Genomic DNA, 12,138 nt, shown 5'->3' on the forward strand with positions numbered 1-12,138 from the left:
GCTGTTGCGCGCCAGTTCCCGGCACACGGTGCTGGGGCTGCGCCCGAGAAGGCGAGCGATGGATCGCCCGCTCCATCCCTGCTGGACCAGCGAGGCCAGCGTGAGGCGTTCTTCGGGCTGCAAGTGCGTGTATCGCGAAGTCATCTGTGCAAGTTACCTGAGGTTCAGGTGTTGCACTTCAGATTGGAGACCGCCCGATCAAAGAAGGCGCCGAGTACCCGCATAACGAGAAGTGGTACAGCCACCTGCTCGATCAGTACAAGCTGTACGTGGAGATGGCCGATCGCATAAGCCAGCGACGGACGACGGCAAATCAGTACTTCCTGGCAGTTAACACTGCGATCCTCGGCTTCGTTGGGTATCTCACAGTCAAGGACACGAGTGAGCATCACTGGCTCATTGCGCTCGCTGGAGTCGCGCTGACATACCTCTGGTACGTGATCATCACGTCGTACCGGAACCTGAATACCGCGAAATGGGCTGTGGTACATGAGATAGAGAAGCGACTGCCGATCCGTCCGTACGACGCCGAGTGGAAGTATGTTGATCGTGGAACGAACCCGATGCTCTATCGCCCACTGTCTCACGTCGAGTCGCTCGTGCCGTGGATCTTTATGGCCCTGCACGTCATCGTGTTCGTTAAATCAGTGAATTGGGCTGCCGTCCAGTCGGCCTTGCGCATGTGAGCGTATGACGCAGACGATATTTGTCAGCAGCACGTTCATGGACCTTGAGGTGCACCGGCGCCATGTACGCGACGCTATTGCCCGATTGGAGCTAACCTTTAAGGCCATGGAGTTCTTCGGGGCACTTCCGGACACACCCAAGGCTGAGTGTCTCCGACTGGTCCGAGCCTCGAACATCTTCGTCGGCATCATCGGTATGCGATACGGCTTCATCGACCCCGACGATGGGAAGTCGATGACCCAGCTCGAGTACGAGGAAGCGCAAGCCATTCGCCTTCCGACGCTAATATATCTGATCGACGAAGACCACCACCCTATGCTTCCAAAGTTTGTTGACACTGGTGCCGGCGCGGAGAAGCTGATGGCGTTCAAAGGCCAACTTAGGAAGGCGCACGTGGTGAATGCATTTTCCTCGCCAGAGGATCTTGCAGCGAAGGTCACTCAAGACGTTGTACGGCTTGTCGGATCGATAGAGAAGGCGCCCGGAGCCCAGATATTGCCTCAGCTTGCCGCGACCGCGACGCGGATGCATCGGCTGACGCCACCACGGTTCGCGTTTTTAAAAGGGAAGGTCTCCGGCGCTTGCACGCAGGACGTACCGGATTCAGTGCTACATGAGAGTCTTGGGTTCTTGCTAGGTGGTGACAACATGGCCGCGGCATTCACTCTCAGTCGTGGCGCGCCCATGTCGCTGGATGATGCGATCGACAGCCTGATGAGGATTGAGGAGACCCTGATGGAACTGGTGAAGGACGCTCGTTCCACGCGCGAACGTGAAAAGCCGTGACGATCGTTAGCTGCAGCCGTCACCAGTCATCCGATGCAGGCCGGCTACGACCGCTTGAGCCTCGAGACCGTGGACTCGCCGGCGGGCGTCTGCCGTCGGGCTGCGAATGACCGGTCGCGGCCCGGGTGAACTGGAACTTCTGCCCCTCAATCGTCTTTCGCAGGGTCGATGAGTTGCCTGCAAGCAGCCTCTCAGCCGTCGCCTGACCCATGGCAGACCGTATCCGAGTGCGAGAATATGGGCAAAAAGGGAGATCGCCGTGGCCCAGCAACAGTATCCGGTCGAGGTCCAGTCGGACTTCTTAGAAAAAATCACTCGCGCGAAGCCAGTGCAGGCCTTGGCTGAACTTATTTGGAACGGCCTGGACGCGGATGCCGGCCGAGTTTCTGTCTCGTTTGGGCACAACGAGATGGATACCCTCTCGGAAGTCATCATTCGAGACGATGGCAACGGAATTCCCAGGGTAAAGGCGCCAGAGTTCTTTCGGCGCCTCGGCGGGTCATGGAAGAAGCCGGGAGGCTCCACCGAAACCGGAAGGTTCTTGCACGGCCAAGAGGGGCGGGGGCGGTTCAAGGCGTTCGCCATCGGAACCCGCGCTGAATGGGCTGTCACATACAAGCGCGACGAGAAGCTTTGGAAGTATTCGATCACGATGTCGGCCAACGACATTCGCCATGTGAATATCTCCGATGAGGTTGAAGTCTCAAAGCCGACTGGTACTGGCGTCACCCTGACGATTTCCGATCCTCGCAAGGGTTTCCGCTCGTTTGTGAGCGATGCTGGCATTCACGTATTGGCCGAAGTCTTCGCCCTTTATTTGGCCGACTATCCCGATGTCAATGTGACGATTGGCGGCAAGCGCATTGACCCGGCCCAAATGATCACCAGCCGGAAGGCCATCAATCTGGCCGACATCGAAGTCGGTGGAAAGACGCATCCCGTCCGGCTCGAGATCGTTGAGTGGAAAGGGCTGTCCAACCGGGCTCTGTTTCTCTGCAACGAGAAACGGTTCCCTCTGGTGCAGGTTGATCGTCGATTTCACATCGGCGACTTCCAGTTCACAGCCTATCTCGAATCCTCCTATCTGACGGTCGCGCAGAAGGAGGGGACTGTTGACCTTGCGGAGATGCAGACGCCGGTCGTCGCGGCCATTGACGAGGCCCAGAAGACGATCAAGGACTACTTCCGGCAGCGCTCCGCCATGGAGGCGCGCAGCTACGTCGAGGAATGGAAGACGGAGAAGGTGTATCCCTTCGACGGCGATCCGACCACGCGCGTGGAAGAGGTCGAGCGGCAAGTGTTTGAGATCGTGGCCGTCAGCGTCGCGAAGAATCTGCCGGAGTTCGGCAGCTCCGCCCCGCAGAACAAGTCTTTTCAGCTTCGGATGCTCCGACAGGCGATCGAGAAGAGCCCCGAGGAGCTGCAGGTCATCTTGAACGAAGTGCTGCGGCTGCCCAAGCGCCAGCAAGAAGAGCTCGCCGAGCTGCTGCGCGACGTGTCGCTGTCGTCGATCATTAGCTCCGCCAAGATCGTGGCGGATCGGCTGAAGTTCCTTACCGGCATCGAAGCGGTGCTGTTCGACCCCGAGCCCAAGAAGCGGCTCAAAGAGCGCAGCCAGTTGCATCGTATCGTCGCCCAGAATTGCTGGATGTTCGGCGAGGACTTCATGCTGTCGGTCGATGACCAATCGCTGACCGAGGTTCTGCGCTCGCACAAGAAAATTCTCGGGGAAGACATCGTCGTCGACGCCCCGGTCAAGCACGTCTCGCAGGAGCGCGGCATCGTTGACTTGATGCTGTCTCGGTCCACGCGGCGGCACAACGCGGATTCGATTACCCACTTGGTGGTCGAGTTGAAGGCGCCCAAGGTCAAGGTCAACACCGACGAGATTTCGCAGATCGAGGGCTATGCCGCCTCGGTCATGGATGACCCGAGATTTCGCAACGTCAAGGTGTCTTGGGTGTTCTGGGTCATCAGCGACGATGTCGGCCCGCACGCGAAATTCCGCATGACCGACGAGTCTGGCCTGATCCACAAGAAGGACAACGTTTGCATCTTTGTGAAGACCTGGGGCCAGGTGTTGGCGGAGAACAGAAGCCGCATGAAGTTCTTCCAAGAGCGGCTCGAATACCAAGCCGACAAAGGATCCTCTCTCAAGCATCTGCAAGAGCACTACGCCAAATACTTGGAAGGTGTCTTTGATTCCGAGCCAGCCCCAGCTAGCGCAGAGGAAGTCGCGGCGGCAAAATGAGCGCCTCGCTTGCTGAGATCGCGCAACGGGAGGGGCGGATTTGCCGACGGACAGCAGGCTTGATGGGACAGCGCTACAAACCTGAAATACCCATCAGCGGTCGTTCGTGTTGGCCAGTAACGACCCAATGCTGTCCTTCGCGTGTCGTCGCCGTAGGTCTGCTTTGCACTCCAGTGCGGACGTTCGAGCCAGGCGTGCTACGGAAGCCTCAGCGCCCGCAGACTGCCCCAGACCACTCCTTCGCTGTTGGGGCAGCAGCGGCTCCAGCCGCTGCAAAGCCGCCATTCCCCTCACGCCGCCGCCAACCACCCCCGCGTCGCCACCCTCCCCAGCGCCTGCTCCAAATCCCCAATCAAGTCCTCCGGATCCTCCAGCCCCACATGCAGCCGCACCACCGGCGCAGTCCCCGTCCACGCACTGTGCTCCCGCAGCCGCTCCGGCTGGGCCACCAGCGCCAGGCTTTCGTACCCACCCCACGACGCCCCGATGCCGAAAAACCGCAGGGCATCCACGAACGCATTCGCGCCGCGCGCATCCACGCCGCCGTGGCCATTCCCGCCGTTGCCGTCCGCGAACGCGAACGACACCAGCCCGCTCGCCCCGCTGAAATCCCGCTTCCACAGCGCATGCCCCGGGTCGGAGGGCAGGGCCGGGTAGAACACGCGCCCGACCTGCGGCTGCTCCTGCAGCCATTCGGCCACCCGCGTGGCGTGGCGCTGGTGCTGCGCCAGGCGGACGGGCAGGGTGCGCACGCCGCGCAGGGCCAGGTAGGCGTCGTCGGCACCCACGGTGAGGCCGAGCGCTTCGTAGGCGGTGGCGATCCTGCCGGTGAGCTCTTCCGAGTCGGTGACGACGATGCCCTGCATCACGTCCGAGTGGCCGGCGATGTACTTGGTGGCCGCCTGGATCGAGATGTTCGCGCCCAGCCGGAGGGGCTGGCAGAACCATCCGCCGCTCCAGGTGTTGTCCGTGGCCACGGGAATGCCGCGCGCGCGTGCCACGGCGGTGATGGCGGGCAGGTCCAGCACCTCGTAGAGCAGCGAGCTGGGCGATTCGACGTAGATCAGCCGGGTGTTCGGCCAGATCTTCGCGGCAAGGTCGCCCCGCGAGGGCGAGAAGTATTCGAGCGTGATGCCCAGGCGCTGCAGCAGCGTGGCGTCCACGCGCCGCACGGGCGAATACACGCTGTCGGCCACCAGGGCGTGGTCGCCGGGCGAGAGCAGGGCGACCAGCACCAGCGTGATGGCGGCCAGGCCCGAGGGCGCGAGGAAGGCGCGGTGGCCGCCCTCCAGCGCGGTCACGGCGTCTTCCAGCGCGCGGTGCGTGTCCAGCCCGTGGCGGCCGTACGAGGCCACGCGCTCGCCCGCGGTGCGGCGATGGTGATGGTCAGCATGGTCCGCGGTGCTGCCGAAGCGCACGGTGCTGGTGCGCACCACGGGCACGTTCACGGGGCCGGAGCCGCCGCGCAGCGCGGGCGCGCCGGCATGCAGCAGCCGGGTGGCGGCGCCGAGCGGCGCGGGGGGTGGGTTGCCGTGCTGGCGGATATCGGGGCCGCTCATGCCACGGCCTCGCTGGGGCGGAAGTAGGCGGCGTTGTAGTTCTTGACTTCGCCGGTGTCCGGGTCGATCGCGACGCGGCCCGTGAGCGTCTCCAGCGGCTGGCCATACAGGTGGAAATGCAGCGTGGGCTCGGTGCCCACCACGGCGATGCTGTGGATGTCGTCGGGCAGGAAGGCGATGGACGCGCCGGGCTGCACGGTGAATTCGCGCGCCACGTGGATGCGCGCGCGGGCGGGGTCGCTGCGGTCGTCGGTGCGCTCGTACAGGCGGTTCACCTCCTGGCCTTCCACGGCCACGATCACGGCCCAGGTGGTGTGGTTGTGCGGTGCGGTGGTCTTGCCGGGGTTGATGGAGTTCAGGTACAGCGCCAGGCCGCCGTCGCCGTCCGCGGGGTTGAGGCGGTAGCGCGTGGAGGCGCCCACGCCGGCCGTCTCCGCGGGCGGCGGGAAGTCCGCGCGGCTGAACAGGTCCCTGTGCGCGGCCAGTTGCTCCAGCCGCCCGGTGATGGCCGAGAGCGCGGCACGGTCGGGCGTGCCCTGCGCGGTGAGGCGGCGCACGTCGGCCAGGGCGGCATCGACGGCCTGGCGGCGGCGCTCGGCGGTGGACGTGGCTGCGGTGGGGGTGGAGGTCGTGGTCATGTGTTCTCCGGAGGATGGCGGTAGCGGTGTCAGATGGAAGGTCAGAGGGCGAAGCGCAGCTGGTTGAAGGCCAGCGGCGGGGTGGGGGTGGCGGGAGCCTGGCGCGTCCGGGCGCTTTCGCCCAGCGCGCGTTGCAGGAACTCGCGGGTGCGCGTGCTGCGCGGGTTGCCGAAGATCTGCGCGGCGGGGCCGTGCTCGACGATGCGGCCGGCCTCGGTGAAGTACACATGGTCGCTCACCTCTTCGGCGAAGCGCATTTCGTGCGTGACCAGCACGCAGGTCATGCCGTCCTTCACCAGGTCGCGGATCACGGTCAGTACCTCGCCCACGGTCTCGGGGTCCAGGGCGGAGGTCACCTCGTCGAACAGGATCAGCTCGGGCTGCATGGCCAGTGCCCGCGCGATGGCCACGCGCTGCTGCTGGCCGCCCGAAAGCTCGCCGGGGTAGGCGGTTTCCTTGTGCGAAAGCCGCACTTTGTCGAGCAGGGCGCGCGCCTCCCGCTCGGCCGCGGCGCGGTCGCGGCCGACCACGCGGGTGGGCGCGATCACCAGGTTCTCCAGCACCGTGAGGTGGGGAAACAGGTTGTACTGCTGGAACACGAAGCCGACGCGCTTGCGCAGCGCGATCAGGTCCGCTTCCGTCCGCAGCCGGTCCACGCGCGTGCCGCCCACCACGATCTCTCCGCGCTGCGGCCGCAGCAGGCCGGTGATGCAGCGCAGGATGGTGGACTTGCCCGAGCCCGAGGGCCCGATGATGGAAACCGCCTCGCCGCGGCGCACCTGCACGTCGATGCCCTGGAGCACCGCGTTGTCGCCGAAGGACAGGTGTACGTCCTGCAGGTGCACGAGGGGGGCGATGGCTTCTTGCGCAGGAGGTTTCAGGGAGGTGAGGAAGGCGTCAGTGGCGTTCATGGCGTTTTTCCAGGGCGCGCGTGGCGCGGGCGATGGGGTAGCAGTAGGCGAAGAACAGCGCCAGCAGCGTGAAATACACCAGGATGGTGAAGTCCGTGCGCGCCACCGTGTTGCTGGCGATCTGGGCCGTGTCCACCACGTCGTGCACACCCACCAGCGAGGCCAGCGAGGTGCTCATGGTGATGCTGGCGTACAGGTTCATCCACGGCGGCAGCATGCGGCGCACGCACTGCGGCAGCACCACCAGCCGGAAGATCTGGCTGCGCCGGAAGGCGAGCGATTGCGCGGCTTCCCATTGCGCGGCGGGAATGGACTGGATCGCGCCGCGGAAGATCTCCGCCACGTTGGCGCTGGTGGGCAGCGCCAGGCCCAGAACCACCTTCACCCAGTCTGGGAAGGGGAAGGTCCACTGCACCAGGTGCACCTCGAACGGGAACACATAGGTGGTGAAGTAGATGAGCACCAGGATGGGGGCGTTGCGGAACACCTGCACGTAGCAGCGCGCCACCACGCGGACGGCATGCACGGGCGACAGCGACAGCGCGCCCACCACCAGGCCCGCGGCCGAGCCCAGCGCCACCGCCAGCATGCTGATCTCGATGTTCACCCACAGGCCGCGCAGCAGCGCCGGCAGCCAGTTCCACAGGTGCCCGACAGCGCGCGGCGTGGTGCCGGTGGCATTCCACGCGGCCACCACGGCCAGGGCCGCCACCGCGCCGAGCAGCCACGGGTTGCGTGCGCTGCTGCGCACCGCATGCAGGAGAGGGGCGGCAGGCACCGGCCCCAGGACGGCGTCATTGGCCATAACCGGGCATCCTCCAGCGTTCTTCGAGCCAGCGGCCCGCCAGGCTCACCAGCCAGGTCAGCAGGCCGAACCAGATCAGGATGAGCAGCAGCAGTTCGAGCACGTTGTCGCGTTGCGACCAGATCATGATTGATTCGTACGTCACGTCGCCCACGGCGATGGCCGAGGCCACGGCCGTCATTTTCACGAGGTCCACGAGGTTGTTCACCAGGGAGGGCAGGGCGAAGCGGGCGGCCAGCGGCAGCTGCACCCGCGCCAGCAGCTGGCGCTGCGAGAAGCCCAGCGAGCGCGCGGCCTCCAGCGTGGTGGCGGGCACGGCCTCGATGCCGGCGCGCAGCGCCTCGGCGTGGAATGCGCCCTTGTGCAGGGAGACGACCACGACCACCCACACGAACGGCGTCAGCGGGTTCTGGCCTGCGCCCCAGTCGCGCAGCTGCTGCGTGATGAGCATGTTGAGCACGAGGAAGGCGCAATACAGCTGCACCAGCGTCGGCGTGTTGCGCGTTACCTCGACGAAGGCGCGCGCCGGGCCGGCCAGCCAGGCGCGCCCGGAGGTCATGCAGGCCGCCAGCACCACCCCGGCCGCCAGGCTGCAGGGAATGGTGAGCAGTGCCAGCTGCACCGTCACCCCCATGCCGCGCACGAAGGCCTGGCGCTCGGCGGCGTCGAGCACGAAGGCATAGTTCAGGCCGATGCCACGCAGCGCGTCCACACCCTGGGCGAGCAGGCTCGGGTCGCTCATGCCGCGGCCTCGGCGTCCGGCACGCGCTCCGCCGTGGGGGCTGGCGCCGGCGCAGCCTGCGGCGGGCGCAGCGCGGCCACGGCGCGGGCGATGCGGGCGGTGGCATCCGCGAGCACCGCGTCGCTCGCCGCGGTGGAGATGCGAAAGTAGGGCGAGAGGCCATAGGAGGGGCCGTCCACGGCCGCCACGCCTTCCGATTCGAGCAGCCATTCGGTCAGGTCCGAGTCGGTCCGGATCACCTGTCCGTCCGGCCGCACGTGGCCGATCAGACCCCCGCAGTGCACGAAGGCGAAGAACGAGCCGCCGGGTGGCAGCAGCGACAGCCCCGGGACGGCGTTGACGGCCTGCGTGACGAGTTCCGCACGGCGCGCATAGGCACTGCGCGCCTGGGCGGGAAACGACTGGTCGGCCGACTCCAGCGCCGCCGCCACGGCGGCCTGCGCCACCGAATTGGGGCCGGACGATGCCTGCGACTGGATCACCACCATGGCCTGCACGAGGGCGGCGGGGCCGGCGCCCCAGCCGATGCGCCAGCCCGTCATCGCATAGGTCTTGGAGGCGCCGTTCACCAGCAGCGTGCGCTCCTTCAGTTCGGGTGCCACCTGCAGCCAGTGCGCCGGTGCTTCGGGCGTGAACCAGATGTGTTCGTAGAGCTCGTCCAGCAGCACCAGCACCTGCGGGTGGCGGCGGAGCACCTCCGCCAGGGCGGCGAGTTCGGCCGCATCGTAGAGCGCGCCCGAAGGGTTGCCCGGCGTGTTCAGCACCAGCCAGCGCGTGCGCGGGGTGATGGCGACCTCCAGCACGGCCGGCGTGAGCTTGAAGCCCGCGCCGATGTCGCAGGGCACGATGACGGGCGTGCCGTCGTTCACGCGCACGACGTCCGGAAACGAGGGCCAGTAGGGGGCGGGCACGATCACCTCGCTGCCCGCGTCCAGCGTGGCGGCGAAGGCGTTGTAGATCACCTGCTTGCCGCCATTGCCCACGATGATCTGGCCTGTGGAGTAGTCGAGCGCGTAGTCGCGCGCGTACTTGGCGCGGATGGCCTGGCGCAGCGCCGCAGTGCCCGGCGTGGGCGTGTATTTGGTGTCTCCTCGCTGCAGGGCGGCGATGGCGGCCTGCTTGATGGGCTCGGGCGTGTCGAAGTCGGGCTCGCCGGTGGTCAGGCTGATCACGTCGCGCCCCTGGGCCGCGAGGGCCGCTGCGCGGGCGCTGGCGGCGGCGTTGGGCGAGAGGCGTGCGCGCTGCACGCGTTGCGACAGCGGAAAGGTGGGTGCGGAGGTCATGGGGCAGGGCTTTCTTCGGGGTGCAGGCGCAGTGGCGTGGCTGCGGGTGGCAGGACCTTGCCGGGATTGAGCAGGCCGAGCGGGTCGAACGCGGCCTTCAGCCGCCGCATCAGGTCGAGCTCGACCGCGCTCTTGTAGCGGGGCAGCAGGTCGCGCTTGGTCTGGCCGATGCCGTGTTCCGCGCTGATCGATCCGCCGTGGGCGTGTGCGCTGTCGTGCACCGTCTCGTGGATCGCGTCCTCCACGGCGAACACGTCCGACGGCGAGCCGCCTGCGGGGTGCGAGACGTTGTAGTGCAGGTTGCCGTCGCCCAGGTGCCCGAAGGCCACGGGCCGCACGCCGGGAAATCGCTCCTCCAGCGCCGCGGCCGTCGCCGCGAGGAAGTCGGGAATGCGCGAGATCGGCACCGACACGTCGTGCTTGACGTTGCGGCCATCGCGCTTCTGCGCCTCGCCCAGGGCCTCGTCGCGCAGGCGCCAGAGCGCTTCGCCCTGCGCCAGGCTCTCGGCGATGGCGGCATCGGCGACCAGCCCGTCCTCGAAGGCCTGGCCCACCACGGCCTCGAAGCGTTCGCGTGCGTGCTCCTCGCCTTCGCTGTCCGACAGCTCGACCAGTGCGTACCAGGGTGCCCCCAGGGCCAGGGGGATCGGCTGCTCCGGCACGTGCTGCGCGATCAGGCCCAGTGCCGTATCCGACATCAGCTCGAATGCCGTCAGGCCGGCACCGAAGCCCGCACGTGCCGCGCCGAGGAAGGCGATTGCGTCGTGGATGCAGCCGAAGGCCAGCAGGGCGGTGTGCTGCGACTGCGGCAGCGGATAGAGCTTGAGCGTGGCGGCCGTGATGATGCCCAGCGTGCCTTCGCTGCCCACGTACAGGTCGCGCAGCGCATAGCCGGTGTTGTCCTTGCGCAGTCCGCGCAGGCCGTTCCACACCTCGCCCTCGGCTGTGACCACTTCCAGCCCCAGCACCAGTTCGCGCGCGTTGCCGTAGCGCAGCACCTGTGTGCCGCCCGCGTTGGTGGCCAGGTTGCCGCCGATGGTGCAGCTGCCCTCCGAGCCCAGGCTGAGCGGGAACAGGCGGCCGGCCTCGCGCGCGGCCTGCTGCACGGCGGCCAGCACCGCGCCGGCCTCCACGGTCAGGGTGTCGTTGTCGGTATCGATGGCGCGCACGCGGTTCAGCCGCGCGAGCGAGAGCACGATGGCGCGGCCGCTGCCGTCCGGCGTGGCCGCGCCCATCAGCCCGGTGTTGCCGCCCTGCGGCACGATGGGCGTGCGGTGGCGCCGCGCCAGCCGCACCACCTGCGCCACCTGGGCCGTGTCGGCCGGGCGCACCACGGCCAGCGCGCGGCCCGTCAGGCGGCGGTGCTGGTCGGTCAGGTGGCCCTCTGCATCCGCGCCTGTAAGCACGTGGGCGGTGCCCAGGGCATCGCGCAGTTCCGCCAGCAGCGGAGCGGCCGTGACACCTTCCCGGGCCAGGGCCGCGAGGGATGCCGCGGCGCGGCTCATGGCTTCCTCGCTTCGGCGGATGCGGCCTGGGCGGTGGCATACACCGCGAAGTCGTAGGGCGCGCGGTCGAACCGGCCCTGGAGCGCACGCTGGTGACGCTCGGCGATCCAGGTGTCAGGCACGCCGTTCTCGCGCGCCAGCCTCAGCAGGAAGCCCGAGCGGTGCCAGTCCTGCACGGCCTGGTCCACGAAGGCCTGCGTGTCGGCCTCGCCGCGGCGCGTCCACACCACGGTGGGCGACGGGATCAGCTGGTCGCGCGATCCGACCAGCGCGAAGTCCTTCCACTCGCCGCCGTTGGGGCCGTTCAGGGTTTCGTACAGAGCGGGCTGCACGTGCACCGACGCGGCGCAGGTGCCACCCTTGAGCGCCAGCAGCGATTCGGGAATGCCGCGCAGGCCCTTGACCACGGCGCCGTGGGCTTCGGCCAGGGGTTTCGCGAAGTTGCTGCCCTGCGATACGCAGGCCACCTTGCCGCGCAGGTCTTCCCATTGCGTGATGCCGCTGGCCTTGGCCACCAGCGCCGCGCCGCCGACCAGGTCGTAGGGCGTGGGCGCGAACGACAGGATCTCGCTGCGCTCCTGCGTCCACTGGATGTTGGCGATCAGCAGGTCCACCTTGCCGCTCTGCAGGAACTGCACCCGAGTGGAGGCGGTGACCGGCACCGTCTCCAGCGGCACGCCCAGGCGCCGCGCGATGTCGGCCGCGAGCGCGGTCTGGTAGCCGCCGGTCTTGCCGGTGGCGGGATCGAGGCGGCCGAAGGGCGGACTGGCGCCGTCGATGCCCACGGCCAGCTTGCCGCGCTGCCGGATCTTGTCGAGCGTGGCGTCGGCATGCGCGGCGTTGGCGAGCGTGGCCACTGCCAGCGCGGCAGCGAGGGGGACGAGGGATGCGAAGCGGGCGTGGCGGCGGGATGGCATGGGCAGGTATCCGGGCAAAGCGCTGCCCCGCCCCGCTGCAGGCGGGGCTGTGGC

General features: G+C 67.4%; 12 protein-coding genes. 3 read left to right on the top strand and 9 right to left on the bottom strand.

Features of this window, described 5'->3' with window-relative positions; all coding sequences use genetic code 11:
• A partial coding sequence (locus T336_RS25025) for a helix-turn-helix domain-containing protein (protein ID WP_156957834.1) occupies positions 1-144 on the bottom strand: 144 nt, incomplete at its 3' end.
• Positions 145-197: 53 nt separating this feature from the next.
• Between T336_RS25025 and T336_RS0110640 the strand changes: the two genes are divergently transcribed.
• The 3 genes from T336_RS0110640 to T336_RS25030 all read left to right on the top strand — a co-directional run bounded on the left by T336_RS0110640 (position 198) and on the right by T336_RS25030 (position 3,724).
• The gene (locus T336_RS0110640) at positions 198-686 is read left to right on the top strand and encodes a RipA family octameric membrane protein (RefSeq protein ID WP_439822736.1); all 489 of its coding nucleotides are present in this window, start codon (positions 198-200) and stop codon (positions 684-686) included.
• A gap of 4 nt (positions 687-690) precedes the next feature.
• Positions 691-1,473, top strand: coding sequence for a DUF4062 domain-containing protein (locus T336_RS0110645; protein ID WP_026432528.1), 783 nt, complete (start codon positions 691-693; stop codon positions 1,471-1,473).
• Between the two features lie 259 nt (positions 1,474-1,732).
• Complete coding sequence (locus T336_RS25030; protein ID WP_051647121.1) at positions 1,733-3,724, top strand: ATP-binding protein; 1,992 nt, start codon at positions 1,733-1,735, stop codon at positions 3,722-3,724.
• A 290-nt stretch (positions 3,725-4,014) separates the two neighbouring features.
• On the opposite strand, the gene metC is transcribed toward T336_RS25030, so the two are convergent.
• The 8 genes from metC to T336_RS0110690 are packed head-to-tail and all read right to left on the bottom strand — an operon-like array spanning position 4,015 to position 12,084.
• Positions 4,015-5,283, bottom strand: a complete 1,269-nt coding sequence (metC, locus tag T336_RS0110655) for a cystathionine beta-lyase (RefSeq protein WP_026432529.1) — start codon at positions 5,281-5,283, stop codon at positions 4,015-4,017.
• Positions 5,280-5,921 (bottom strand): cysteine dioxygenase family protein, encoded by a 642-nt coding sequence (locus tag T336_RS0110660; protein ID WP_026432530.1) that lies wholly within the window; start codon positions 5,919-5,921, stop codon positions 5,280-5,282. The genes metC and T336_RS0110660 overlap by 4 nt, the downstream gene beginning before the upstream one ends.
• A gap of 41 nt (positions 5,922-5,962) precedes the next feature.
• Positions 5,963-6,832: an amino acid ABC transporter ATP-binding protein gene (locus T336_RS0110665; RefSeq protein ID WP_026432531.1), complete on the bottom strand. Its 870-nt coding sequence runs from the start codon at positions 6,830-6,832 to the stop codon at positions 5,963-5,965.
• The gene (locus tag T336_RS0110670) at positions 6,819-7,637 is read right to left on the bottom strand and encodes an amino acid ABC transporter permease (protein ID WP_026432532.1); all 819 of its coding nucleotides are present in this window, start codon (positions 7,635-7,637) and stop codon (positions 6,819-6,821) included. Before T336_RS0110670 ends, T336_RS0110665 begins: the two co-directional genes overlap by 14 nt.
• Positions 7,627-8,379, bottom strand: coding sequence for an amino acid ABC transporter permease (locus tag T336_RS0110675; RefSeq protein ID WP_026432533.1), 753 nt, complete (start codon positions 8,377-8,379; stop codon positions 7,627-7,629). Before T336_RS0110675 ends, T336_RS0110670 begins: the two co-directional genes overlap by 11 nt.
• The gene (locus T336_RS0110680; protein ID WP_026432534.1) at positions 8,376-9,662 is read right to left on the bottom strand and encodes an aminotransferase class I/II-fold pyridoxal phosphate-dependent enzyme; all 1,287 of its coding nucleotides are present in this window, start codon (positions 9,660-9,662) and stop codon (positions 8,376-8,378) included. Before T336_RS0110680 ends, T336_RS0110675 begins: the two co-directional genes overlap by 4 nt.
• On the bottom strand, positions 9,659-11,167 hold the full coding sequence (locus T336_RS0110685) for an FAD-binding oxidoreductase (protein WP_051647122.1): 1,509 nt from the start codon (positions 11,165-11,167) through the stop codon (positions 9,659-9,661). The genes T336_RS0110680 and T336_RS0110685 overlap by 4 nt, the downstream gene beginning before the upstream one ends.
• Entirely contained in the window at positions 11,164-12,084 is a 921-nt protein-coding gene (locus T336_RS0110690) for a transporter substrate-binding domain-containing protein (protein WP_026432536.1), read from the bottom strand. The genes T336_RS0110685 and T336_RS0110690 overlap by 4 nt, the downstream gene beginning before the upstream one ends.
• Positions 12,085-12,138: the final 54 nt, after the last annotated feature.

Source organism: Paracidovorax oryzae ATCC 19882, from assembly GCF_000687165.1.
In the GTDB taxonomy this organism is placed as follows: Bacteria; Pseudomonadota; Gammaproteobacteria; order Burkholderiales; family Burkholderiaceae_C; genus Paracidovorax; species Paracidovorax oryzae.